23 protein-coding genes, 1 tRNA gene and 1 pseudogene are annotated in these 24,715 nt (G+C 62.4%); 16 read left to right on the forward strand and 9 right to left on the reverse strand.

What is annotated here, in order from left to right; translation table 11 throughout:
• Window positions 1-122: 122 nt before the first annotated feature.
• Window positions 123-2,492: a DEAD/DEAH box helicase family protein gene (locus ACV1FX_RS40245; protein WP_473123024.1), complete on the reverse strand. Its 2,370-nt coding sequence runs from the start codon at window positions 2,490-2,492 to the stop codon at window positions 123-125.
• A 181-nt stretch (window positions 2,493-2,673) separates the two neighbouring features.
• On the opposite strand from ACV1FX_RS40245, the gene ACV1FX_RS40250 reads away from it, so the two are divergent.
• A complete protein-coding gene (locus tag ACV1FX_RS40250; RefSeq protein ID WP_473123025.1) occupies window positions 2,674-3,093 on the forward strand; it encodes a thiol-disulfide oxidoreductase DCC family protein in 420 nt (139 codons plus the stop codon).
• 18 nt (window positions 3,094-3,111) lie between these two features.
• On the opposite strand, the gene ACV1FX_RS40255 is transcribed toward ACV1FX_RS40250, so the two are convergent.
• From ACV1FX_RS40255 to ACV1FX_RS40265, 3 genes are all read right to left on the reverse strand, one after another.
• Entirely contained in the window at window positions 3,112-3,348 is a 237-nt protein-coding gene (locus ACV1FX_RS40255) for a hypothetical protein (protein ID WP_473123026.1), read from the reverse strand.
• A gap of 625 nt (window positions 3,349-3,973) precedes the next feature.
• Window positions 3,974-4,315 carry a hypothetical protein gene (locus ACV1FX_RS40260; RefSeq protein WP_473123046.1) on the reverse strand — a complete coding sequence of 114 codons (342 nt, stop codon included), beginning with the start codon at window positions 4,313-4,315 and terminating at the stop codon, window positions 3,974-3,976.
• Window positions 4,316-4,546: 231 nt separating this feature from the next.
• The gene (locus tag ACV1FX_RS40265; protein ID WP_473123027.1) at window positions 4,547-5,497 is read right to left on the reverse strand and encodes an OmpA family protein; all 951 of its coding nucleotides are present in this window, start codon (window positions 5,495-5,497) and stop codon (window positions 4,547-4,549) included.
• A 158-nt stretch (window positions 5,498-5,655) separates the two neighbouring features.
• Between ACV1FX_RS40265 and ACV1FX_RS40270 the strand changes: the two genes are divergently transcribed.
• Window positions 5,656-6,462 (forward strand): lytic murein transglycosylase, encoded by an 807-nt coding sequence (locus ACV1FX_RS40270; protein WP_473123028.1) that lies wholly within the window; start codon window positions 5,656-5,658, stop codon window positions 6,460-6,462.
• A gap of 209 nt (window positions 6,463-6,671) precedes the next feature.
• Here the strand turns inward: ACV1FX_RS40270 and ACV1FX_RS40275 are convergent, their stop codons facing one another.
• Window positions 6,672-7,502 (reverse strand): SDR family NAD(P)-dependent oxidoreductase, encoded by an 831-nt coding sequence (locus ACV1FX_RS40275; RefSeq protein ID WP_473123029.1) that lies wholly within the window; start codon window positions 7,500-7,502, stop codon window positions 6,672-6,674.
• 129 nt (window positions 7,503-7,631) lie between these two features.
• Here ACV1FX_RS40275 and ACV1FX_RS40280 point away from each other — a divergent pair, with 129 nt between their 5' ends.
• The 4 genes from ACV1FX_RS40280 to ACV1FX_RS40295 all read left to right on the forward strand — a co-directional run bounded on the left by ACV1FX_RS40280 (window position 7,632) and on the right by ACV1FX_RS40295 (window position 11,189).
• Window positions 7,632-8,006, forward strand: a complete 375-nt coding sequence (locus ACV1FX_RS40280; RefSeq protein WP_473123030.1) for a response regulator — start codon at window positions 7,632-7,634, stop codon at window positions 8,004-8,006.
• A gap of 55 nt (window positions 8,007-8,061) precedes the next feature.
• On the forward strand, window positions 8,062-8,673 hold the full coding sequence (locus ACV1FX_RS40285; protein ID WP_473123031.1) for a LysE family translocator: 612 nt from the start codon (window positions 8,062-8,064) through the stop codon (window positions 8,671-8,673).
• Window positions 8,674-9,315: 642 nt separating this feature from the next.
• Window positions 9,316-10,530: a GGDEF domain-containing protein gene (locus ACV1FX_RS40290; RefSeq protein ID WP_473123032.1), complete on the forward strand. Its 1,215-nt coding sequence runs from the start codon at window positions 9,316-9,318 to the stop codon at window positions 10,528-10,530.
• Between the two features lie 35 nt (window positions 10,531-10,565).
• The gene (locus ACV1FX_RS40295) at window positions 10,566-11,189 is read left to right on the forward strand and encodes a peptidoglycan recognition protein family protein (RefSeq protein ID WP_473123033.1); all 624 of its coding nucleotides are present in this window, start codon (window positions 10,566-10,568) and stop codon (window positions 11,187-11,189) included.
• A gap of 445 nt (window positions 11,190-11,634) precedes the next feature.
• Here ACV1FX_RS40295 and rpoH read toward each other — a convergent pair whose 3' ends face one another.
• Window positions 11,635-12,534 (reverse strand): RNA polymerase sigma factor RpoH, encoded by a 900-nt coding sequence (gene rpoH, locus ACV1FX_RS40300; RefSeq protein WP_473123034.1) that lies wholly within the window; start codon window positions 12,532-12,534, stop codon window positions 11,635-11,637.
• Between the two features lie 216 nt (window positions 12,535-12,750).
• Complete coding sequence (locus tag ACV1FX_RS40305) at window positions 12,751-13,758, reverse strand: RluA family pseudouridine synthase (RefSeq protein ID WP_473123035.1); 1,008 nt, start codon at window positions 13,756-13,758, stop codon at window positions 12,751-12,753.
• On the opposite strand from ACV1FX_RS40305, the gene ACV1FX_RS40310 reads away from it, so the two are divergent.
• From ACV1FX_RS40310 to ACV1FX_RS40320, 3 genes are all read left to right on the forward strand, one after another.
• A complete protein-coding gene (locus ACV1FX_RS40310) occupies window positions 13,757-14,098 on the forward strand; it encodes a hypothetical protein (RefSeq protein WP_473123036.1) in 342 nt (113 codons plus the stop codon). The genes ACV1FX_RS40305 and ACV1FX_RS40310 overlap by 2 nt on opposite strands.
• A gap of 112 nt (window positions 14,099-14,210) precedes the next feature.
• A complete protein-coding gene (locus ACV1FX_RS40315; protein ID WP_473123037.1) occupies window positions 14,211-14,801 on the forward strand; it encodes a DUF2846 domain-containing protein in 591 nt (196 codons plus the stop codon).
• Between the two features lie 145 nt (window positions 14,802-14,946).
• Window positions 14,947-15,021: transfer RNA gene (locus ACV1FX_RS40320), tRNA-Glu, on the forward strand.
• 260 nt (window positions 15,022-15,281) lie between these two features.
• On the opposite strand, the gene ACV1FX_RS40325 is transcribed toward ACV1FX_RS40320, so the two are convergent.
• Together ACV1FX_RS40325 and ACV1FX_RS40330 are read right to left on the reverse strand one after the other, a co-directional pair.
• Window positions 15,282-15,551: a LysR family transcriptional regulator gene (locus ACV1FX_RS40325; protein WP_473123038.1), complete on the reverse strand. Its 270-nt coding sequence runs from the start codon at window positions 15,549-15,551 to the stop codon at window positions 15,282-15,284.
• A 305-nt stretch (window positions 15,552-15,856) separates the two neighbouring features.
• Window positions 15,857-17,647, reverse strand: a complete 1,791-nt coding sequence (locus ACV1FX_RS40330; RefSeq protein ID WP_473123039.1) for a sigma 54-interacting transcriptional regulator — start codon at window positions 17,645-17,647, stop codon at window positions 15,857-15,859.
• Window positions 17,648-18,066: 419 nt separating this feature from the next.
• Here ACV1FX_RS40330 and ACV1FX_RS40335 point away from each other — a divergent pair, with 419 nt between their 5' ends.
• From ACV1FX_RS40335 to ACV1FX_RS40365, 7 genes and pseudogenes are all read left to right on the forward strand, one after another.
• Entirely contained in the window at window positions 18,067-19,542 is a 1,476-nt protein-coding gene (locus tag ACV1FX_RS40335; protein WP_473123040.1) for a benzaldehyde dehydrogenase, read from the forward strand.
• Window positions 19,543-19,633: 91 nt separating this feature from the next.
• Window positions 19,634-20,734, forward strand: coding sequence for an NAD(P)-dependent alcohol dehydrogenase (locus ACV1FX_RS40340; protein WP_473123041.1), 1,101 nt, complete (start codon window positions 19,634-19,636; stop codon window positions 20,732-20,734).
• A gap of 48 nt (window positions 20,735-20,782) precedes the next feature.
• Complete coding sequence (locus ACV1FX_RS40345) at window positions 20,783-22,072, forward strand: ABC transporter substrate-binding protein (RefSeq protein ID WP_473123042.1); 1,290 nt, start codon at window positions 20,783-20,785, stop codon at window positions 22,070-22,072.
• A 72-nt stretch (window positions 22,073-22,144) separates the two neighbouring features.
• Complete coding sequence (locus tag ACV1FX_RS40350; protein ID WP_473123043.1) at window positions 22,145-22,864, forward strand: ABC transporter ATP-binding protein; 720 nt, start codon at window positions 22,145-22,147, stop codon at window positions 22,862-22,864.
• A complete protein-coding gene (locus tag ACV1FX_RS40355; RefSeq protein WP_473123044.1) occupies window positions 22,861-23,583 on the forward strand; it encodes an ABC transporter ATP-binding protein in 723 nt (240 codons plus the stop codon). Before ACV1FX_RS40350 ends, ACV1FX_RS40355 begins: the two co-directional genes overlap by 4 nt.
• A complete protein-coding gene (locus tag ACV1FX_RS40360) occupies window positions 23,583-24,479 on the forward strand; it encodes a branched-chain amino acid ABC transporter permease (protein WP_473123045.1) in 897 nt (298 codons plus the stop codon). The genes ACV1FX_RS40355 and ACV1FX_RS40360 overlap by 1 nt, the downstream gene beginning before the upstream one ends.
• Window positions 24,476-24,715: pseudogene (locus ACV1FX_RS40365) on the forward strand (branched-chain amino acid ABC transporter permease); the annotation flags it as partial. The gene ACV1FX_RS40360 and the pseudogene ACV1FX_RS40365, both read left to right, overlap by 4 nt.

Consider the following 24,715-nt stretch of genomic DNA (forward strand, 5'->3'; position numbering starts at 1 on the left):
CATTCTTCGCCAAATCTATTCCGATCGTGCTAACTTCCATGGCGGACGCTCCTTCTCTGCAGTGGCTGTTTCAACACCACCATCTTGGCACATTGATGCCGTCGAGGGGGGCGTCCACCCCATCACACCTTTAGGAGTTCAGCTTGCGTCCCGAAGTACATCATTTCCGAAGGGTCGCTCTTCTCTGACACTTTTTGAGCATCAGTAAGAAAGATAAGACCATGAAGCTTGGTGTTAGGATAATGAGTTTTAAGCCACTCGATGTGATTGTGGCCTTGGCCTACGTCATCCTTCGATAGCGTGCTTTCGGTGGTTTTGTCAGTTTTGAGCTCAAAAGCAATCATCTGCTTGCTGTATGAGTCCAGCCAGAGGTTGTCGGGTCCTTTCCCGTGATCAGTGCAAGGCCTGCTTGATACAAATCCCAGAGTCGCTCCAATCGCTCTGACCGCTTCTTCGCATTGCTTGTGGGTTGCTGCATTTGAGAATGCATTTTTTGCGAGGATGCGCGCCTTGGCAATCCTATCGTTTATTTTGGCAAGATCCGTCAGCACAATTTGTCGAACCGCCTCCTCCATTAGAGTCTGCGGGTCTGTTTTCTTCTCAACCTCGTTCACGGCTCTACGAGGAAGAGGTAGGTTTTTCCCGATTCTGCGACGAGCTTCGTCGAACAAATCGTAAGCGGCATCAGTCTTGTTTGCAGAGTAGTAGGCGACTCCTGCCCAAATAGAATACCAGCCGGCTAACATGGGATCGACTATCGCGACTTCTCGAATTTCTTCTTCGAGGTCCTTAGCCGCGCCTTCGGGGTCGTTGTCCCAGAGCTTTGTCATAAATCTGACTTCGCTCTTGCCTGCCTTCTCCAGGACTAAGTTGTTCTGCTCGTTTTCCTGCAACTTCCCTTTCGGAACATCCATATCGTTGATGTTGTCTCGATAGTAATTTACCCAACCTGCATCACGACTAATCACCTTGTTCATCGTGTCGATTATTGATTTCTTGGTGTGCTTACCCGGAACTTGATCTTCAATGGCTTCGCTTAAGAATAGCTGTCGCCTGAGTAATTCAGGGAGTTGAGCTCGATTCCGTTCATTCTTCAGCCAATTCTCAAGCGGGCGATCCGCGACTATAAAGAATCCAAAATCCTGTCTTCCGCGAATGATGCGTCCGAGGAGTTGCGTAATGCGAACGCTCAAGGTGTTCGAACGCAACTGATCCATTTGCAGCTTCTCAAAAAGGTACTGCTCGATCAGGTTACCGCCAGCGGGCAAGCCGTCCACGACCATTGATCTGCATTGGGCGCCAGGCAAATCGATGCCATCGAACCGTCCCGCAAGTACAAAGGCTCCGGTGGCTTGTCGTCGGAAGCGGTCGAGGTCGTTCGTGAACGTTTTTGCGGTTGGTTGGATAGCGAAATCCCATTGCTTTCCGCGGTGTCGACTTGGTGCGCCGATTAGAACCTTGGATTGCTCGGCCATGTTGCGCACGATGGCTTTGTCAACGGAGCCGTTTTCGAACTTGCTGGCAAAGACGAAGAGGCGTTCTCCGTCCCCGGCATCAACATCTGGTGCGATTGTCTTGTCAGGCTTGTGGCCGAATATTCTCGTGAAGTCGGCTCTCGAATTTATTGTCGCCGAAAGATACACCCGCTTTACGTCGCGGCCAAAAGCGGGGAGCGTAAGAGTAGGAAGAAACGGTGGGGTGATCTCAACTGATCCGCGCCCCACAAAGACAGCGCAGTACTTCAAATGGTCTCTGATAAATGGCCATGGAAAGTAGAGAGATCGATCCTTTTCGTTGATATGAGGATTGATTACCGACGAGAGTTTGCCAGCCATATCGAATGTAGCACATGGCGGGCTAAGTAGGACTGTCCCTGACTCTTCGTTCTCTCGGATCGCCGCTTCAAACTCCATTTTCTGATGGTAGTCAGTGAATATCGGCCTCAAAAATTCCAGCAGTTCAGCATAAAGCTGAGTGTGATCCTTCTTTGAAATCGATAGCGTAAAGACATCGCGTATCGACTTTCCGGCAACATGCGCGTCATCAAAAATAAGAGCTCCGGGCTTGTTCGCTCGGAAACCAAAGAATAAAGCTGGATAAGTTGCAATACAGAATGCTTTCCCTTGACTGAAAAGATCGTTGTCGAAGTCCCCTTCCGCGCGGATGGTTACAGGAATTCCCAGCTTTGCTGCCTCGGCCGCAGTTTGTTTGATGAGATCGATGGTGCTGCATACGTAGACAACATTTTTGGTTCCCTGAGCTACTAAGCTCTGCGCGATCAAGAGTCCGATGATCGTTTTTCCAGCTCCCGTATTAAGCAGGATAAGAGTTTCATCCTTTTGATCCTTGAACCAACCCTCAAGCGCTTCGGCCTGACCGCGCCACAAATCATTGGCTACGCCTTCACCAGACGGTCGCCTCTTAAATATCTCGCGAGGATCAGTCGGAGTTGTCCTCGCGTCCGGCTTCCTTAGATTATTGAAATCGATCATCGTTTCCTCGATCTCCCAGCTGGATTTGCTTATTATCCGTATAACTAAAACCTAATTTTAGGTCGATAACGAATAGGATGCTACCTTAGGGGGAGTTTGCGTCCAGTCTAATGAGTTGTCGCCAGCAGTGGGTGGCTGGCATATTTGCCGGCTATTCTTCACTCCTAAGCGGTGTGCGTCCGTGACGCTGCGACGCGCGCTAGTATCGAAGTTCAACAGTAACGTGTCGAAACACTTCACCGTCTGGTACAACACCCGCTGCCCCGTCTGCGATGCCGGCATCGACTGGCAGCGCAACAAGCTGCTGGCGCTGGTGCGCGCGGGCACGGTCGAATTCAGGGACACCAACGAGCAGCCCGATGCGCTGGCGCACTTTGGCGCCTCGCTCGACGACATCAGGCGGCGCCTGCATGCGACCGATGAGGCCGGCCGGCTCATCGTTGGCGCGGATGTCGCGATCGCGCTGTGGAGGCTGACGCCAGGTGAGGGGTGGCTTGCGGCGCTATTCGGCAATCGCGTGGCGCTGCCGTTCACGCGGTTCTTCTATGACCGATTTGCCGACCTGCTGTTTGCCTGGAATAGGCGTAGCGGGCGCTGGTGAGCGCCTGCCGATGTCGGCCTACTTCTTCTTCGCCCCGACCCGGTCGAGGCTCTTGATCGCCAGCGGCGGCCGGCCGGATTTTTCGGCGATCTCACGGTCCTGCTCCATGATGAAGCTGCGCGCGGGCTCGTCGCCGTCGAGGCCGCCGAGCAGTTCGGCAGGCACGCGGCGGTTGGAGCGTTGGGAGTCGTCTTCATAGACGACGTTGAAGAAGGCGAATTCGCCTTTGGGATTGGTTCCGGGTTTTTTGGCCATGGCCAGCTTGTGGTCGATCAGGCCGCCATAGTCAAATGGCTTTGCCGGCTGCCGGTGGGGAAGCTTGTGGCCGCGGAGTCGACCAGCGCAATCGATCGACGACAATTGTTTGCGAAATGGCAGCGTCAAACGCCGCGTCAGGTCTGGTGCGGCCCTCAGCCTCAATAAACGGCGGGCCGAAAAGCCCGCCGTTTATTTTTGGTCTTCAGCGTTGCCCGGGGCTGGCAGGGACAACAACTTAAGATAGAATTCTACCGCTCCTTCGATGTGCTGGCAAGAAGAAATTGTGACGGAGCGGTGTCGCGTCGCGCGCGACACGCATATGTTAATCGACGTGCATTTTATGTTTGAGATTCGAATGATTTGATTGGCCCATCGAACTATCGCCATCGCGATTGGAACTCGCCGCGTTTGTACGCGGCGGTAGCGGGTTGCATTGGTTCCATGCGCGCGAATAGAATTTCGCCGGTGCGCGGGCGCGAAGCGTGATGAGATCGGGCTGAATCATCATCACGCCTCCGGTTATTTGTTTGAGAAAACATCTTCGCGCAAACGTGTCGCTCGTTTGTCGCGAGGGAAAGCCGCTTGACAGTTTGCGTTAAGGCGGCGCTTCAGGGCCGGACCGCTAACGCGGGTCGTCGATCAGCTTGTGCGGCGCCAGGTGCAGCTTTCCGCCGCTACCTCCACCGTTATCCTCCTTGCGCCCCTGCGCCATGATGGCGCTGCCCATCGCGGCCGAGCCGAAAGTGACGAGGAAGGAGCCGAGCAGGAGAAAAATTGCAACTGCCGGCGAACTGTCGGCGACGATGAGATCACGCAAATGGGCGGGATTGATGAGCAGCAGCCCGCCGACAAGCAGCGTCGCAGCACAGGCGCCGATCGCAAGGTTGATCGCGAGCAGCCGGAACAGTGGCACGCGCAGGAGCGCCAGGCGCGTTGTTCGAGGAGGTTGCTGGTCGTTGGGCATGACGTACAGCTCTGTCTGCACCGGTGGATCGAGGTTAGCACCGGCGCACGAAGCATCAAGCCGTCATGGGCGGAGTTTCGCGCTCGTTCATTCCCCGGTGCGCAGCTTGTCAGCCATAGCTCGAAGAGCGAAGGCGGAAGCGCGAGTCCGGAAACCATCTTGCCGCCGGCTCTGCGGCTGAATGGATTCCGGGCTCGGCCATTCGGGCCGCCCCGGAATGACGAGAAAGTATCACGGTGCCACCAGCTCAACGCGGCGATTGAGGGCGCGGCCGGCGTCCGTCGCGTTGGAGCCGACCGGCGCGAGCAGTCCGACGCCTGCCGTGCGCAGCCTCGTCTGTGCGATGCGAAAACTCTTCACGAGCTCGGTCGCGACCGCTTCGGCGCGGCGGCGTGACAGATCGAGATTATAGTCGTAGGCGCCCTGGCTGTCGGTGTGGCCGACAATGAACACGTTGAGCTGCGGCTGGCTTGTCAGCAGCTTTGCAATCTGCTCCAGCGTCGGACGGCTTTCCGGCTTGAGCACGGCCTTGTCTGTATCGAAATAGATGCCATAGAGCGCGATGTGCCCGGTTTCACCGAGGCCCTTTGCCATTGCGGCGGCATCCACCATCTTGTTTTCGATCGCGCCGAGCTCGGCAACGATGAGCTGCGCATAGATCTCCTGGTTGTTCTGGCTGACGATGACGCTGGCATAGGTCTCGCGCCCGCCCTCGCTCTTGCGTCCCGCATAATAGCGGTAGTTGAAGCCGTCCACCCACATCTGCGGGACCGGCAGCGTGTCGACGCTTTCCGTGAAGGGAATGGCGCCGCAGGCATCCGTATCGCAGGCGAGCAGGGTCTCGAAGCCGGCCTTTGCAAGTTGCGTCTCGAAATTGCGCGACACCTCGAGGATCGAGGGGCCGGGATTGGTGCGGTAGGCGATGCGGACGACGCGGCCTTCCAGCCGTCGCGCGTCGATCGGCTGGCCGTCCCTGAAGGCCGCTGCCTGCATCCGCGTCGCGTCGAAATCCTTCGTCACATAGCCCGTGATCACGCTGCCGCCGAACCGTCCGATGCCGGGATAGTCCCGCCCGCCCGCGACATCGCGGGTCTGTGCTGGCGCCGCGCCCGACATGCCGAGGGAGAGCAGAACAACGAGGGCAGGCAATCCAAACGTCTGGCGCGGAATGGGCATGGGCATCTCGTGCGGTTTCGGAGGGCGGGTGGGAGCGCAATGCATTAGTCGCAACCGCAGCGCGATCGGTTCTGGCGCCGAGCTGGTGCGCCGCTTTGACGCAAGTCCTGTTCCCGGGCATGATCGCGCGCTGCTTCGCGCAAAGATGAGAGGAATTTTTCAACATGCTGAGACTGAGCCTGGCCATCGCATCCGTCGTTCTCGTGGCCAGCGGCTCGGCGCAGGCCGCCCGCTGCGGTGGGGATTTCAACAGCTTCGTCGCCAGCATGGCCTCAGAAGCGCAGGCCGCAGGCGTTTCGGCGAGCGTGACCAGCGCAGCATTCAGCGGCGTGACGCAGGACGGCGCGGTGCTCGCCTTCGACCGGCGCCAGCGCTACACCTTCAACAAGAGTTTTGAACAGTATGTCTCGACCCGCGTCGGTCCCGGCCGCATCAATGGCGGCCGCGCGCTGCTCCAGCGCCACGCCGCGCTGCTCTCGCGCATCGAGCAGCAATTCGGCGTGCCCCGACAGATCCTTGTTGCGATCTGGGGGCTGGAGAGCGATTTCGGCAAGGGCGACATGGGCAAGCTGCCGGTGATCCGCACGCTCGCAACGCTTGCCCATGATTGCCGCCGCACCGAGCTGTTCCAGGGCGAGCTGCTCGCCGCGCTCAAGATCGTGCAGCGCGGCGACCTGCCGCTGCGCGACCTGATCGGCGCCTATGCCGGCGAGATCGGGCAGACGCAGTTCCTGCCGTCGTCCTACATCAAATACGGCGTCGATTTCGACGGCGACGGTCGCGTCGACTTGCGCCACAGCGCCGCCGACGTGCTCGCCTCGACCGCAAACCTGCTTCACACCAACGGCTTCAAGATGGGCCAGCCTTACGGCGAAGGCACCGCCAATTTCGAAGCCATGCGGGAGTGGAACAGGGCGCTGATCTATCGCAAGACCATCGGCTATTTTGCCGATCGGTTGATGGGACAGTGAGTAAGGGGGGCGCTTAGTCGCGAAAAATCTTTCCACCGTCGTCCTGGCGAAAGCCAGGACCCATCACCCCAAGGGAAGCGTTGTTGCGACGGCTCGTAGTCACGTGTGTCGGCTGAGCAACTGATGGCCTCCGACAAACTATTTGCGGTAGTTATGGGTCCTGGCTTTCGCCAGGACGACTGACAGAGAGGCATTGCTGAGCGCCGCCCTCACTTCCCCCGCGCCATCTTCTCCAGCCGTCGCTGTAGCGGCTTCCAATACGTCCCCGGGCGGAAGCGCTGCAGGAGATCCATGAAGCGGGCGTCGTTGCCGATCAGGATGCGCGGCTCGTTGCGCTCGATGCCCTTGATGATGCGCAAGGCGGCGGCTTTCGGCGTCGTCTTGGCGGCGTTCTCGAACCACTCGATCGACCGTGCGCGGCGGGCGTTGTCGGTGACGCCGACGCCGGTGCGCGAATTGCGTACGATGTTGGTGGCGATGCCGCCGGGGTGCACCACCGACAGCTTCACCGCGCTCCCCGCGCCGTCAAGCTCATGGCGCAGGCTCTCCGAAAAGCCGCGCACCGCGAACTTCGACGCCGCGTAGGCCGATTGCCCCGGCGGCGCGATGATGCCGAAGCTGGAGGACAGATTGACGATATGTGCCTCCGGTCTCGCCTTCAGATGCGGCAGGAAGGCGCGCGTGCCGTGAACCACGCCCCAGAAATTGATGTTGAACAGCCACTCCATCTGCGCCTGATCGATCTCTTCGAAGGAACCGAGCAACGTGACGCCTGCATTGTTGACGAGGATGTTGAGATCGGGGTGTGCCGCGACCGCCTCGGTCGCGAACCGCGCGATCTCGCCGGCGTCTCCGACATCGACGCGATGCACGCTGACCTTGCTTCTGCCTCCAATTTCGGCAGCCAGCGCCTTCAGTCCGGCCTCGTCGCGATCGGCGAGTGCGAGATCGCAGTCGCGTTGACAGAACTCGATCGCAAGCGCGCGGCCGATGCCGCTTGCCGCTCCCGTGATGGCGGCGGCGCTTCGGATCGCAGTCATCTCAGCTCCATGATTTCATCGTCGGGAACAATCATTTACATTTTTTCGGTCCGAAGCAGAACCAATTTGCGGTTCCCCTTTTAACTCATGATAGGTCGAGCCGTGACATCCAGCATTGGGAGCGTGCCCATGGGACAAGCAAAGCCGTTTCGCGCAGCTGCACTGATTGTGGAGGACGATGCCGGGCAGCGCGACATGCTTTGCCTGTTGCTTGAGGAAAGCGGCTATGAAGTCATTCAGTGCGAGAGCGCTGAGGCCGCCGAGCGCGTGCTCGAAAAAAATGCCGGCGCATTGTGTCTTATGATGACCGACGTGCAGCTTGCCGGGCGGATGAACGGCGTCGAGCTCGCGCATATCGCCAAGGAGCGCAATCCCACGCTCGAGGTGGTCGTGACGTCCGGCCGCCCGCTGGCGCAACCCTTGCCCAAGGGTGCCAAGTTCTGGGCCAAGCCCTGGGCGCCGCTGGATGTCTTGCGCGAGGCGGAGGCTGCCCAGCCATCCTGACGGCTCATTGTCGGGCCGGCTTTTTTGCGGTGAGGAGCGATGATAGGGTCGGGGCATGACCTGGTCATTCCTGCTCACCTCCCTGATCGTGATCGCATCCCCCGGCACCGGCGTGCTCTACACGCTGGCGGCCGCCTTGACGCGCGGCTCGCGGGCGAGCGTCGCTGCCGCCTTCGGCTGTACGCTTGGCATCGTGCCGCATATGACGGCGGCGATGCTTGGGCTCGCCGCCGTGCTCCACACCAGCGCGCTCGCCTTTGCCGCGCTGAAATGGTGCGGGGTGGGTTATCTGCTCTACATGTCCTGGCAGGCGCTGCGCGAGACCGGAACGCTGGCGGTCGAGGGGCGGATCAAGGAGCGTTCGAGCTGGCGGGTGATCGTCACCGGCTTCTTGATCAACATCCTCAATCCAAAGCTCTCGATCTTCTTCCTCGCCTTCCTGCCGCAGTTCATCACCACTGATGAGGCCCGTGTGCTGGCGCGGATGCTGGAATTGAGCGGCGTCTTCATGGCGATGACCTTTGCCGTGTTCGTCGTCTATGGCCTGTTTGCCGCTTCCGTCCGCGAGCGCGTCATTTCCCGTCCGCGCGTCATGGCCTGGCTGCGCCGCAGCTTTGCCGCCGGTTTTGCCGCGCTCGGCGCCAAGCTCGCGTTTGCAGAGCGGTAGGCCCTTCACCTCTCCTGGCTTGCGGGAAGAGGGCAATGAAGCGGTCTACGTTTGGCCAATAAAAAAGCGGGCCTTGCGCCCGCCGTTTCAAATCCGTCCCACTGAAGCCCGGGCGGAGCGAGGCTCCACCCGGGCAAAGAACAAGAAGTAGCGTTACTTCTTCTTCGCCTTCTTGGCCTTCTTCGCCTTTTTCGCCTTCTTCGCTTTCTTAGCCATAGTATCCTCTCAAGGGTTAATGGTGGAACGCGACACGAGGGATGCTCGGCGGAGGGCCAGCCTCGCAACATCCTCGACACCAAACTCAGCAGATTCGCGGGCGCCTGCCCCGCGCTGTCACGCCACTGTCATTGCGTTATCCACAGCTCAAACGTCTTCAGGGGTGATTTCCGTCCGCGAAATCCGCCTTGCGATACCTGCGATCAAGCCGTGCCTCGGCGCCGGCGACGTCGGCGCCCTATGCCTAATAATCTCCGAATCCGCTCGCGCGATTCATCAATCCAAAACCAAGAAGCGGGCTTGGGAGAGCGCAGTGAGACTCCGTTAAACGCCGCTCGCGCATTGTCCCCGCAAGAAACCGGGGATGGTGATGAAGAAACAGCGACCAGTTGCGGGGGGCGGGGCGATGCACGCGCTACGGCCGTCATGCTGAGCGTACCGACAATTTGGACGGTATTCGTCGTCAACTTCCTGGCGCTTGGCCTGATCTGGGCCTATGTGGCGCGCGCCTATCCCAAGCTCGAAGCGGCGCGGTACTGGACCGCGTCGGCCTTCGTCGGTGCCGGCGGCGCGATCGCGGCGCTGACCCGCCTGTTCGTCGATTCCTTGTTGCCGCTCGTCCTGGGCGGAGCTTGCGTCATCCTTGCCGCCTGCCTCGCGGCGATGGGCATCCGCCGCTTCTACGACCGGCCGGTCTCCTGGCGCGCCACCGCGCTGATCGTAGGCTTGAGCATGGGTGCGCTGCTCTTCCTGACGTTCGTCTATTTCAGCATGCCGCTGCGCATGATCGCATATTCGCTCGGCCAGTCGGTGCCGCTCGCACTGACGTTGAAGCTGTTGTGGTCGGAGCGGGAAGGCAGGGCTGCACCGGGAGCGCGGCTCGCCGGCCTCGTCATCATCGTGATCATCGGCATCTACGCCGGACGGGCGGTCGGCAACGTGCTCGGCGGTGATTTCTCCGCATTGGCCGGCGGCCAGGCACACGCCATCATGGTGCTGGCGCTGCTGTTCCTGTCGATGACGCTCAATTTCGGTTTCCTGTTGATGGCCATGGACCGCCTGCGCAACGAGGTCGCCGATCTCGCATTGCTTGACGACCTCACGGGCGTCGCCAACCGGCGGCACCTGTTGCAGCGCCTCACCGAGGAATGCGCCCGCTCCGAACGCAGCGGCGAGCCGTTCTCGCTGCTGGTCATCGATCTCGACGGCTTCAAGGCCATCAACGACACCCACGGACATGCCGCGGGCGATGCCTGCCTACGGCATTTCACCCTGATGGCGCAGACGCGCCTCAGACCCGGCGACATGCTCGCCCGCACCGGCGGCGACGAGTTCTGTATCGTGCTGCCGTCTTCGACCCAGATCGAGGGCGCGTCGATTGCGCGCCGCGTGCTGGACGTTTGCCGCAGGGATGCCGAAACCTGCTCCGGAGGCGAGATTCCGATCGCGGTCTCGATCGGGATCGCGCAGTGGGAGCGCGACATCGGTCAATTCCCCGACCGGCTGATGGCGAACGCCGACCATGCGCTCTATGCCGCCAAGAAGAGCGGCAAGAACGATTTCGCGGTCTACGATGCCGCGCCGCCGCTCCAGCCGGACGCGCCGCAACTGCCAGCGGAAGCGGCACGCAAATTCGCCTGACGCATGTTAGAGTGCGGACGCAACGGACTCGCCTCATGCTTACCCGCCTTCTCGCGGCGCTGCTCGCCGCCATTACGCTGCTTGCTCCGGCCGCCGCAACCGATCCCGATCTTGCCAGACTGGCACGGGTCTCGGGCACGCCGACGATTCCCGGCCTGCACATGGTCTGGCTCGCGCCCTGGAGCGATGTCACTGCAGCCCATGCCTGGCACAACATCATCGTGCACCAGACCGAGGGGCCGGCAGGATCGGCCCGCATGGGAGCGCTGGAGCAATCGAAGAACCCGACGCGACGCGGCGTCACGATATGGGTCGAAACCGACGGCACAGTCTATTGGGCCGTCCCCGAGAATCTCGTGCCGACCCACGGCGATGGCGCCAATCGCAACGACAACAAGTTCATCGACAACAGCACGACTTACCATCAGGTCGTGCGCGACAACTCGATCGGTGTCGAGTTCGCCGGCAATTTTCCGGATGTGACGACGGGGCCGACCGAGGCGCAAGTTACGGCGTGGCGCATCCTCGTTGCCGTCCTGCGCGCACGCTACGCCATCCCGCTCGACCACGTCTATGCGCACAACTGGATCGACTTCAAGGACGCCCGCTACTGCGAAGGCTGCGCCTTGGCGAAGATGGCAAGAGGGTGGGGCGAGTAGAGATCGCTCGCTGCAGCCCCGCCGGGTCTGAACTCAAATCTCGAAAACAACCCCATGCAAAGTAGCCCGGCCACGGCCGGCAAGGACTGCCTGAGCGCATCGAAGAGTTTGACTTGTCGGGCAAATCGGCGTGACGGGCGCATGATCGGACGGGGCAGGCGCTTTATTGGAGTTTCTCACCGCAAACTCGCTGCACCTCCCCTTGCGGGAGAGGTGGCTTCGCGAAAGCCAAGCCGGGTGAGGGGTCTCTCTCCGCGCGTGAATCTGTAGCGGGCGACTCGCGGAGAAAACCCCTCATCCGGCGCTTCGCGCCACCTTCTCCCGCAAGGGGAGAAGGGAAGCGCCAGTGCCTGGCGCTCGCGCACCCTAAACAAAAAAGCCGGCGTCGCCGCCGGCTTTTGACACTCTTCGATCCGCCAATTTCTGGCGCTGAAAAATCTCGCGCTTAGTGCGCGGCTTCCAGCGCTGCTTGTTCCTGCTTCGCGATCGTGCCCTTGACCGCGGCCTGCACCTTCTCGAAGGCACGGACCTCGATCTGGCGGACGCGCTCGCGCGACACGCCGAACTCGGCTGCGAGGTCTTCCAGCGTCATCGGCTCGTCCGCAAGGCGCCGCGCCTCGAAGATGCGACGTTCGCGCGGGTTGAGCACGCCCATGGCGCCGTTCAGTGCGTCACGGCGATGATCGTATTCCTCGTGCTCGGCCATCAAGGCTTCCTGGTTGGGCGAGTTATCGACCAGCCAGTCCTGCCATTCGCCGGCTTCGCCGTCGTCGCGGATCGGCGCGTTCAGCGACGCGTCGCCGCCGAGGCGGCGGTTCATGTCGATGACGTCCTGGGCCGTGACGCCGAGGCGGTTCGCGATCAGCTTCACCTGGTCGGGGTGCAGATCGCCCTCGTCCAGAGCCGAGATCTTGCTCTTCGCCTTGCGCAGGTTGAAGAACAGCTTCTTCTGGTTCGCGGTGGTGCCCATCTTCACGAGCGACCAGGAACGCAGGATGTACTCTTGAATCGACGCCTTGATCCACCACATGGCGTAGGTGGCGAGACGAAAGCCCTTCTCGGGCTCGAATCGCTTCACCGCCTGCATCAGGCCGACATTGCCTTCCGAGACGACCTCGGAGATCGGCAGGCCGTAGCCGCGATAGCCCATGGCAATCTTGGCCACGAGTCGGAGGTGGCTGGTGACGAGTTGATGCGCCGCATCCCGATCATCATGCTCGCGCCAACGCTTGGCGAGCATGTACTCCTGCTGGGGTTCCAGCATGGGGAATTTGCGGATTTCGGCGAGGTAACGGGAAAGGCCGGATTCTCCATTCAGAACCGGCAACGTGGCTGCACGGGCCATACTTGCGCCCTCCAAAGGTTCAGGCCCCCGATAGCGGCGGGCCAGGCAGACGACCACTTGGTTAAAGCCAGTCGCGCTGCGATGTTCCGCGTCGATCTTTCAACGCAGGCGCAATATACCCCACAGGTGGGCATTTAGGGAAGGATTACTGACGTCACGTCCCCGTGTGGCTGCTATAACTTTTTGTAATGTAAAGCTTTTCTGAAGCGGCCTGCGTCATAGCGCCGCTTTTAGCCTCCCTTCGAGGAGAAGCAAATCCTCCGGCAGAGGCTGTTCCCAGTGAAGGAGTTCTCCGCTCCTCGGGTGCTCGATTACCAGGAGATAAGCATGCAGGGCCTGCCGGCCAAGGGCGGCGAGCGCAGCCTGCGATTCGAGCCCGAGCTGGTTTGCCTTGGTCTTGAAATGGGGGCCATAGACCGCATCCCCAAGAAGGGGGTGGCCGATGTGGGACAGGTGAACGCGGATCTGGTGGGTGCGGCCGGTCTCGAGTTCGCAGGCAAGCAGCGAGGCCACCGGCTTTCCGTCGCGCCCCGCAAAGCTCTCGAGAATCTCCCAATGCGTCACCGCCGCGCGGCCGCTTTGCCGGACGGCCATCTTCTCCCGCGCATGCGGGTGGCGATCGATTGGCGCATCGACCGTACCGCGCTGCCGGTTCGGCACACCCCAGGCAAAGGCGAGATAGCCGCGACGCATCTCGCCGGTGCGGCCATGGTCGGCGAACTGAGCCGACAGCGACTGATGGGCAAGGTCGTTCTTGGCGATCACCATCAGCCCGGTCGTGTCCTTGTCCAGCCGATGCACGATGCCGGGCCGGCGTACCCCGCCGATGCCGGACAGCGAGGTGCCGCAATGGGCGATCAGTGCGTTCACCAGCGTGCCGGTCTCATGCCCGGCGGCCGGGTGCACGACGAGGCCCGCCGGCTTGTTGATGACGATGATGTCGTCGTCCTCGAAGACGATATCGAGGGCGATGTCCTCGCCCTTGGGCTCGGCGGGGGCGGCTTCCGGTACGTCGATTGTGATCGTATCGCCGGGAGCGACGTGATAAGCGGGGTCGCGGATCGCCTCCGAACGAAACGTCACCGAGCCCGCCAGAATCAGGGCTTTCAGCCTTGATCGCGACAGGTCCGGCAGGCGGGCGGCCAGCACCCGATCGAGCCGGGCCGAACCCTCATCGCCGGCGACGACGACTTCCAACCTTTGCGCTGACCCAGAGCCCTGCATGACGACCGAAACCGCTGTTCCCGAACCGACCTCCGAGCAAGCCGCGCTGTTCGCGCGGATCCGACGGATGATGCTGATCGCGGGGTTGACCACGGCGCTGGCAATCTGCGCCGTCCTGATTGCCGTGGGCTACCGCCTTTTCAAGTCCGAGGGAAGGGCGGCTGATGCGTTGAGCGACGTCACCGCCACCCTGCCGAAGGGTGCGAAGATCGTCGGGGCGGCAGTTGCCGGCGACCGGCTCGTGATCACGCTCGACGTGGGCGGAGCGACCGAAATCCGCACCTTCGACGTGCACACGTTGAAGCCGGCCGGAAAGCTGAGATTTGCCGACGAGCCGTAAGGCGGACGACACGCGTTGCGGCTGAAATTGTCGACCGCATTCCGGTCCGTGTTGTCCTGTGCCGCAACTTCTGATTTAGCTCCCTTCCGGGGAATTCGGGCTGGGACAGGAAATGGGCCGTATCAAGTCACGCGTCGTTGCAATTGCGTTCATCATCGGGTGGGGCGCATTTGCCGGAGCCGCGGCGCTTTCAGCGCAGCCCGACCAGACTGCACCGCAGACCAAGCAGGTTGCACGTCCTGCGCAGTCCAAAAAGCCTGCGGCTCAGGCCAAACCAAAGGACACTCGGCTCGCGCGGCTCTACTTCCTGCGCGAGAAGGGCATTTTGGGCGCGATGGGCGGATTGGCCGCCTCGTCGGAGATCAAGATCGACGACAAGCCCGTGGGCAAGCTCGAGATGGGGGCGTTCTTCGTCGTCGATCGGCCGCCAGGCACCTACAAGATCGCCTCGCACACGACGATGGCCATGGCGGACTACGAAGTCGAAGTCCCGATCGAGGCCGGCCAGACCTATTATTTTGGGATCGGGACGCAGCGGACCGGCCCCATCGGTCAGGATCTTCTCAATCAGGCCATCGCAGGCAGCAGCGGGCAGCAGATCCGGTCGACGTCGCCATTGAAGTCCGCATTTGCGGGAGCGGGGTTGTTTCGGCTGGAGCCGGCTGCCGGCGCCGCCGCGATCGAAAAGCTGAAGACGCCGTGAGTGTTCCCGGCGGTTTGGTTGGTTAGCAGCCCGATCGGCCGTCGCACGGTCAAGCCTCAGCCGCAGTCACTTTGCATATCAGGCCTCTTCGCCCCTGATCGAGGCTTGCCGCCGGCGGATTTCGCGGCTATGTCCTGTCCCTCACGCTCCCTTCGTCTAGCGGTTAGGACGCGGCCCTCTCAAGGCTGAAACAGGGGTTCGATTCCCCTAGGGAGCGCCAGCAATCTCAGGCACTTAGGTAGCCCTTCAGCCACGTTCGTTGAATAATGGTTGAATAAGACGCCGGTGAACGGCGGCGAACGCTTGGGAAATTTGCTGCCGACATGGGCAGACTAGCCTCGACGCGACGCCTCACTGTGGCTGGCGCATTCGCCAAAAATTTCCTCGTCGCCCTTAGTGTCCGGAAATATTCAAACTGCCGCTAACGTGCGCTCTCGTACGCGAGCGCCCTCGGGTGTTCGCATTGACGTTGCTCATCGCTCAATCGACTCTTGTCCCGACGAGCTCCGCCCCGGCCATGGCGATGACCGAGGGCGTCGCGCCGATGATGACATCCCCCGCGAGGTGCTTGCCCTCGGCCATCACCTCCTGGCCGACGAGCTCGACGTCCCGAAGAATTTGCGATGCGCCGCGATACAGAAGGACGCCGGCGGGCGTCACCTGCATGCCACGACCATCCCGCTCGAAGAGCGGAGTTTGCAGTTCTTCCTCGAGAGCACTGATAGACCGACTGATTGCCGGCCCGGCCACGCCAAGGTAAGTGATGCGCGCGCGATGCTGTGAAGGTCCGCGACGAAGACGAAATATCTAAGTTGGCGAAGATCCATACCGGATTATCGGAGCTTGTCGGAGGTGATGGCCCATGAGGCTGTTGAAGGTCAGAGCGACCACGTAAGACAATTGTTACATTCGCGTCTAGAACGAGCAAGCTCCATGCCACGTTGCCGTGGCCGAGTCGCGCCGCGGCATTTCGCCGACGCTAAGCTACACCAAGTCCGATTCCGTGCCGATCGAGGCTGATTGCTGTCATAGTATCTTCAATCGTCAGAAGGCTGTTACGTTCGACCTGAACGCGACCTATCGGTCAGACCGAGTCGGCGCAGCCGATAGTCGAGCTGCGCCCGGCTGATCCGGAGCGCCCGCGCGGCGGCCGAGACGTTGCCCCCCGCGCGCGTCAAAGCTGCCTCATAGGTGGCACGCTCTACATCCGCAAACGATGCGCCTTGGCCGGGCGACGGCGCCTCCGCCGCTTGCGCGTCGCCCGCGCGAAGCGGCATCCGTCCAAGCCGTCCCTCGCTGGTGAGCTGGATCGAGAATGGCGGCAGCAGCTCGGAGCCGCTGAAGAGATGGCCGACGTCGAGCACACCCCCGTCATCGGCATAGACCACGCCGCGCTCGATAAGGTTCTGCAATTCGCGGATGTTGCCGGGATAGTTGTATTTGAGCAGCGCGTCGGTCGCGCGCCGGCTGAAGCCGGTGAGACGCCGGCCGTGCCGCGCGCAATAGACGCCGAGAAAATGCGCCATCAGGAGCGGAATGTCGTCGCGCCGCTCGCGCAGCGGTGGGATTGCGATCGGAAAGACGCAGAGGCGGAAATAGAGATCTTGCCGGAAACGGCCGGCCGCGACTTCTGCCCTGAGATCAACATTGGATGCTGCGACCACGCGGACATCGAGCGAGATCGTCTTGGTGCCGCCGACGCGTTCGATCTTGCGCTCCTGAAGCGCGCGCAACACCTTGCCCTGTGCCGAATAGGTGAGCGAAGCGATCTCGTCCAGGAATAGCGTGCCGCCCGAGGCGCGCTCGAAATAGCCTGCGCGCGATGCGATGGCACCGGTATAGGCGCCCTTCTCGACGCCGAACAATTCGGACTCGACGAGTTGCTCTGGGATCGCGGCACAGTTGATCGCGACGAACTGGCCCGCGCTGCGCCGGCTCATCACATGCAGCTGACTGGAGAACAGCTCCTTGCCGACACCGGACTCGCCAACGAACAGCACGGTCGCGTCGGTCGCCGCGACGCGCTCGAGCTGACGCCGCGTGCGGACGAAGGCGGCGGAGACGCCGACGGCGACATCGCTCTTCGCATCGAGATCGGCAGGCGCCTCCTGTTCGGCGACCGGGGCCTTCGCCCCGGCGTAAAGCGGGCGGCTCTTCCATTCGAGGCCGAAATATTGCCGTTCCGGCGCGTCATCGCCCCAAGCATCGGCATGCTGGCCGATGATGACGCAGCGCGGCGCGCCCATCCCAGCGCACTCGATCTCGCGAAAGATCACCGGCTTGCCGAACAGTTTTGTGGTGTAGCCCGAGGGGTAGCCGGCCTGCAGCCAGCACACCGGTTCATTGGCAAGACCATAGCTGGCAAGATGCTCGGCCGCTTCCGACGAATCGTCCCAGTAGAATTCGCCGAAATAGGTGCCCTTGTCGCGGTCGAACTCGAAGTGTCGCGTGGTGACCTTGACGAAGCCCTCCAGCGTGTGCACCCGCGGTCCCGCCGCGAGCGCATGTGTCAGGTCTTCGTTCGGAAAGCGCTTCTGGATCAGCGCGGCGTCGCGCGCACCCTGCATGTAGCCGACACGCATGAAGATCGCCTTGGCCGTCTCCAGCCCGAAGGCATCGATGATCTCGGCGCGCAGCCTTCCCAAGACCTGCGATTGCATCAACACCATGCGCTGGTCGTTGAGCCAGATGCGGCCATCGCCGAGCGCGAAATGCAGGGACTCCGCAAGGTCGTCGAAGGTCGGCGGCGCACTGGTGTGGAGCTCGCTGCTCGCACCCCGGCTGAGGATTTGCGCCGCGCGGCGCGACGCCTCGGCGAGCGAAATCAGGGTCTTCTTGTCGGGCATGCCGGCTTTTCAACTTCATCAAATAATGAAATCGACCTTAGCAATATTTCACTATTTCACAAAGTGGGTGGACTGAGAGCGTAAGCGGCAACCCCGATCCGTTACTCTCTAAAGTGACGTATCTATATGAAATAATTATTATATTAAGAGAGTTGAGGAAATCGTCGCCGACTCAAGTCGGACGTGGCACCGGCCTTGCTATTCCCTTAGCCAACGGGAGGAAAACGAAAACAAGAGGGCTGGCCCACAGTCCCGAGCACGACGGATGGAGGCCCTCTTCGTCCGGCTCATGGCGATCTCGCGCATTGCTCGCGTTCGCCCTTGGATCTGTTTCCCCTCCCTTAACGCCGCAGTCATCGCGCGCCGCGCGGTCCTGCAACGACAGCCCGCGCATCGCGGGGACATGGGAGGACGATTCGATGAACACGCAGGCTCACAATTTCATTGCCGTCGAGCGATGGCAGGGCAAGGCATTCCTTGGCGAGTGGTCGGCAACCGGCGGCGGCGTGGCCGATGTCAGTGATCCCGCGACGCACGCCGTGCTCGGCTCCGTCGGCATCGGCAATGCGATGGACATTGCGAAGGCCGCGCACGAGGCGCGTATCGCCCAGCCGGCCTGGGCAGCAAAGCTTCCGCAGGAGCGCGCTGCAATCCTCAACAAGGCGGCCGACCTCCTCGATCGCAATGCCGAAGAGCTGATCGGCTGGATCATGCGCGAGAGCGGGTCGATTCAGCCGAAGGCCGCGATCGAGATCGAACACGGCGCCGGCTTCGTGCGTCATGCTGCCGCCATCGCGCTCGAGCCGAACGGAATCCTATTGCCGTCGATGGAGCCGGGCCGGTCGAACACCGCCAAGCGCGTTCCGCACGGCGTCGTCGGCGTGATCTCGCCATTCAACTTTCCGCTGGTGCTCTCGATCCGCGCCATCGCGGCCGCGCTCGCGGTCGGCAATGCGGTCGTGCACAAGCCTGATCCGCGCACGCCGGTCTCGGGCGGCATCATCATCGCCCGAATCTTCGAGGATGCCGGGCTGCCGCGCGGCGTGCTCCACGTCGTGCCCGGCGGCGCGGACGCGGGTGAAGCCATGTGCGCCGATCCCAACATCGCGATGATCTCGTTCACCGGCTCGGCCGCCGGCGGCAGCAAGGTGGGTGAGGTCGCCGGCCGCCATCTCAAGAAGGTTCAGCTCGAGCTCGGCGGCAAGAATTCGCTGATCGTGCTCGACGATGCCGATCTCGACATCGCGGCGTCCAATGCCGCCTGGGGTTCGTTCCTGCATCAGGGGCAGATCTGCATGGCGACTGGTCTGGTGCTGATGCAGAAGAGCATCGCCGAAGGACTGGCGAGCCGCATCGCAGAAAGGGCCCGTCATCTGCCGGCCGGCGATCCCTCATCGGGTCGCGTCGCGCTCGGTCCGATCATCAGCGACGGGCAGGTCGCGAAGATCCAGTCGATCGTTGACGATGCCGTCGCCAAGGGCGCGCGGCTGCTCGCCGGCGGCAGCCATGACGGACGTTACTATCAGGCGACCGTGCTCGCCGACGTAAAGCCCGGCATGCTCGCTTTCGAGGAGGAGGTCTTCGGACCCGTCGCTTGTCTCGTCAGCTTCGAGACGGACGATCAGGCGGTAGAGCTCGCCAATCGCTCCGAATATGGGCTCGCCGCCGGGGTGATCTCCGGCTCGGTGGCGCGCGCCCGCGCCGTTGGCGAGCGGTTGAATGTCGGCCAGCTCCACATCAACGACCAGACGGTGAATGGTGGCCCGTTCGCGCCGTTCGGCGGTCGCGGCCGCTCCGGCAATGGCAGCCGCATCAGCGGTCCCGCGATCTGGGAGGAGTTCACGCAGTGGGTGTGGACCTCCGAGAAGGCGCAGGCAACGCCCTACCCGTTCTGATTGTCTTCACGGCATCCGGCGAGTGCTGCGCCGGATGCCGAACCTCCGTTGCCGCCGCAACACCCTTATTTTCTGACCGGAGATCCCGCCAATGAAAATCCGTGCCGCTATCGCCCGCGAAAAGGGCGCGCCGCTCAGCCTCGAAAGCATCGATCTCGAAGCTCCCCGGGCCGACGAAATCCTCGTCAAGGTCGCTGCGACCGGCGTCTGCCATACCGATCTCGTCGTCCGCGACGGGATGCTGCCGACACCGCTGCCGGTCGTGCTCGGCCACGAAGGCGCCGGCGTCGTCGAAGCCGTCGGCGCTGCTATCACCAAGGTCAAACCCGGAGATCATGTGGTGATGACGTTCAATTCCTGCGGCGCCTGCCCGAGCTGCCGCGATCATGCGACGACCTATTGCCACGAATTCTTCCCGCGCAATTTCTTCGCCGCGCGCGTCGACGGCACCAGCGGCCTTTCCACGGACGGCGAGCGCATCAACGGCAACTTCTTCGGGCAGTCGTCATTCGCAACGCATGCGCTGTGCCACGAGGCGAACGTGGTGAAGGTGCCGAACGATGTGCCGCTCGACCTCCTGGGCCCGCTGGCCTGCGGCGTGCAGACCGGCGCCGGCGCCGTGATGAACGCCTTGCGCGTCTTGCCCGGAAAGTCTTTTGCCGTGTTCGGCGCGGGTTCGGTCGGCCTGTCGGCCCTGATGGCCGCGGCGGTCGTCGGTGCGACCACGATCATCGCCGTCGACACCAAGCCGTCGCGGCTCAGCATCGCAAAGTCCCTTGGCGCCACCCACACGATCGATCCGACCAAGGTCAACCCGGTCGAGGAGATCATGCGGATCACCGGCAGCGGGCTGAACTTCGCGCTCGATACCACCGGCCTTCCCGCCGTGATCCGCAGCGCCGTGGAGAGCCTCGGCCCGCGCGGCGCCTGCGGCATTCTGGGGGCATCGGGACCGGATGCCGAGATCGTCCTCAACGAGACCCATTTCATGAGCGGCGGACGCCGCCTGATCGGCATCGTAGAAGGCGAGTCGAACCCGGACATCTTCATTCCGATGCTGATTGATCTCTATCGAGCTGGGCGCTTCCCCTTCGACAAGCTCGTGAAGTTCTACGCGCTCGACGAGATCAACAAGGCGATCCACGCCTCGGAAACAGGCGAAGTCATCAAGCCGATCGTGCGGATGAGCTGAAGCCGGCACGATCAAGCGGCAATCAAGCAAACACCGGAGGAGGAAACCATGACCACACGACGTCAATTCTTGAAGAGTACGGCTGCCGGCGCGGCGGGCCTGAGCCTCAGCGGGCTCAGCCGGCACGCATTCGCCGCCACCGAGGATGTCATTCGGATCGGCTGGGTCAACGCGCGCTCGGGCCCGCTCAGCCCGTTCGCCGACGCCGACGACTATGTCCTGAAGCTCGCGCAGACGGCGCTTGCCTCCGGCATCAACGTCAACGGCAAGACTTATGGCGTGAAGTTCATTCTCAAGGACACCCAGTCGAGCCCGCCCCGCGCCAGCCAGGTCACCAAGGACCTGATTTCCTCGGACAATGTGCACCTCGTGATCACGTCCTCGACGCCGGAGACGGTCAATCCGGTGGCGGACACCTGCGAGGCGGCCGCGGTGCCCTGCATCTCAACGGTCGCCCCCTGGGAAGCGATCTATTTCGGGCGCGGCGCCAAGCCCGGCGAGGCCTCGCCGTTCAAATGGACCTATCATTTCTCGTTCGGCGCGTCGGACTTCGCGCAGCTCTACGCCGACCAGTGGAGCAAGCTCGGCACCAACAAGAAGGTGGGCGTGCTGCTGCCCAACGACGCCGACGGCAATGCCATTCGCGCAGTTATGATTCCAGCGCTCGAAAAAGCGGGCTTCACCGTCGTCGACGCCGGGCCGTACCAGAACGGCGCGGGCGATTTTTCAGCGCAGATCGCCAAGTTCAGGGAGGCCGGTGTCGAAATCTTCAACACCTTCCCATTCCCGCCTGATCTGCCGGTGTTCTGGCGCCAGGCCGCTCAGAAGGGGCTCGCCAAGCAGGTCAAGATCGTCCAGCTCGCAAAGGCCGGACTGTTCGAGCAGGAGATGGAGGTGCTCGGCGCGCTCGGTCACGGCATGGCCTCCGGTGCGTACTGGCACCGCGCCTTCCCGTTCACTTCACCGGTCACGAGCATCTCGTGCGAGGCGCTGGCGGATGGTTTCGAGAAGGCCAGCGGCAAGCCGTGGAGCCAGCAGGTCGGCGCGCAAATGGCGCTGATCGATGTCGCCATTGAAGCCCTGAAGAAATCGTCCGATCCGACCGACAAGGCCGCAGTCGCCAAGACGATCTCGACCCTTTCCGTCACGACGACCACCGGGATCGTGGACTTTACGAAGGGACCCGTTCCCAACGTCGCGACGACGGGGCTCGTTGGCACGCAATGGGTGAAGGCGCCGACGGGAGCCAAATTCCCGTTCGCTCTCAACGTCACGAGCAATGTTCTGATTCCGGCGGTACCGATCACTGGTCCGCTCCAACCCTACAAGCTCGGTTAAGCCACACGCTCACCCGGCCGGACCGAAGGACCGGCCGGGTCTCTTTTCATCTCGCATCAAGAACGCCAGCCCATGCTCACCAGCCACGGGATCACGAAACACTTCGGCACCTTCCAGGTGCTTACAGAGGTCGACTTCCATGTCGAGGCCGGTGAGGCCGTCGGCGTCGTCGGCCCCAACGGCGCCGGGAAGACCACCCTGTTCGGCATCCTTGCCGGAGCGCTTGCGCCCAGTGCCGGCGACGTGCACTTCCTCGGCCAGAATGTCACGGCACTCCATGCCGCGCGGCGCTGCCGCGCCGGAATCGCGCGGACCCATCAGGTGCCGCGCCCCTTCCTCGATATGACCGTGTTCGAGAATGTCTGCGTCGGCGCCCGTCACGGCGCGGGCGCGTCGGGATCACGCGCGCATGCGCTCGCGGCCGAGGCGCTTGTGACAACCGGATTGATCGATCATGCCAACCGTCCGGCGGCCGCGCTCGGATTGCTCGACCGCAAGCGCCTCGAACTGGCGCGCGCACTCGCAACCCAGCCCAAGGTTCTGCTGCTCGATGAGATCGGCGGCGGCCTGACGGAGAAAGAGCTCGAGCAGCTCGTCGCGCTCGTCATGGCGCTGAAGGGATCGGGCATGACCATAGTCTGGATCGAGCACATCCTGCACGCGCTGCTCCATGTGATCGACCGGCTGGTCTGCATGAACGCAGGCACCGTCATTGCCGAGGGTGACCCTTCGGTCGTGATGGCCGATCCGACGGTGCGGCGCGCCTATCTCGGCGGCGGAGGCACCGAATGAGCTTACTCGAAGCAAAATCAGTGGTGGCACGCCACGGACTTTTGACCGCGGTGCGCGAGGTCTCCCTCTCGATCGCGCAAGGCGAGGTGCTTGCGGTCGTCGGCGCCAATGGCGCCGGCAAAACCACGCTGTTTCGTGCACTCGCCGGCGTGCATCCAGTGACGGGCGGCGCGGTGTGGCTCGATGGCGAGGATGTCACGGGGCTCCCCGCCCACATGCGCCTGCGCCGCGGCATTGCGATGTCCCCGGAAGGACGCCGGCTCTTTCCCGACATGACCGTGCGGGAGAACCTGATGATCGCAGGCGAGAATGGCCGCAAGGGAGCCTGGACGCTGGACCGTGTTCTCGCCGCCTTCCCGCAACTGGCGCCGCTGACGGGCTCGCTTGCAACCCATTTGTCGGGCGGGCAACGCCAGGCGGTCGCCATCGGACGTGCGCTGATGAGCAATCCAAAACTGCTGCTGCTCGACGAAGTGTCGCTCGGCCTGTCGCCGGCGGCGATCGAGGGCCTCTACGTCAATCTGGCGGCGCTGAAGGCGGAACGGGAGATCGCCATCATCCTCGTCGAGCAGGATCTCGATCGCGCGATCGGCTTTTCCGACCGGCTGATCTGTATGCTCGAAGGACGCGTCGAGCTCGCGGGACGCTCGTCCGAACTGTCGCGCAGCGCGATCACCGACGCCTATTTCGGTCTGACCGCCAGCCTCGGAGAGCACTGATGCTTGACGCCATCATTCAGGGCATTCTGCTCGGCGGCTACTATGCTATCCTGGCCAGCGGGCTTTCCTTGCTGTTCGGGGTCGCGCGCCTCATCAACCTCGCTCATGGGGACCTTGCGATTCTCGGTGCCTATCTCGTGCTTGCCCTGGCCCAGCGGGGGATTGATCCTTTCGTCGCTTGCGTACCCGTGCTGCTCATCATGGCGGCCCTCGGCTGGTTCATGCACAAATGGCTGTTCATGCGCACCATGCGCGGCGGCATACTGCTGCCCTTGCTCACCACATTCGGACTCAGCGCCGCCCTTCAGAATGGGCTACAGGGCGTGTTCGGCTCGGACGCGGCCTCGCTCGGCAATCATATCGGCGATCTCTCCTGGGACAGCTTCGAGCTGCCGTTCGGCATCTCGATCGGCAAGCTCCCGCTGCTGACGTTCGTCGTTGCGATCGCGGTGCTCGGCACGCTGCAGCTCGTGCTGAGCCGAACGCGGTTCGGTCGTGCCCTGCGGGCCACCTCGCAGGATGCCGAAGCCGCACGATTGTCGGGTATTGACGCCGAACGGGTGCAATGCGGCGCGGCGGCGATAGCGGTCGCGCTCGCAGGACTCGCTGGAGTGTTCCTGGCAATGCGCGCCTTGATCAATCCCTATGCCGGTCCGACAGAGCTGATTTACGCGTTCGAGGCGGTCGTGATCGGCGGGATCGGATCGCTGTGGGGGACGCTGATCGGCGGGATCGTGCTCGGCGTCGCGCAATGCGTTGGCGCGGCACTCTCGCCGCAGGGCTTTCAACTTGCAGGGCATCTCGTCTTCCTGATCTGGCTCGGCGCAAGGTTCTATTCGGCCAGTTCGGGATCGACGACCTGGCGGAGGCTTCTCTTGAAGTGGGGTTGGACATGAGTGATGCGCGCGATTTCGTTGTCGAGCGCTGGTCGAGCGCGGAGAAGCAGGCTGTAGCTGGTGCGGCCGTGGTGCTCGTCTTGCTTGCGCTCGCGCCGCTGATCGGCAACGCCCAGGTCCTGGACAAGCTGACCACGCTGTTCGTCTACATCCTGCTTGCCGCGATGTGGAACCTGCTCTCCGGCTATGCCGGTCTGGTCTCGGTGGGCCAGCAGGCCTATTTCGGTCTCGGCGCC

Source organism: Bradyrhizobium ingae (genome assembly GCF_055791185.1).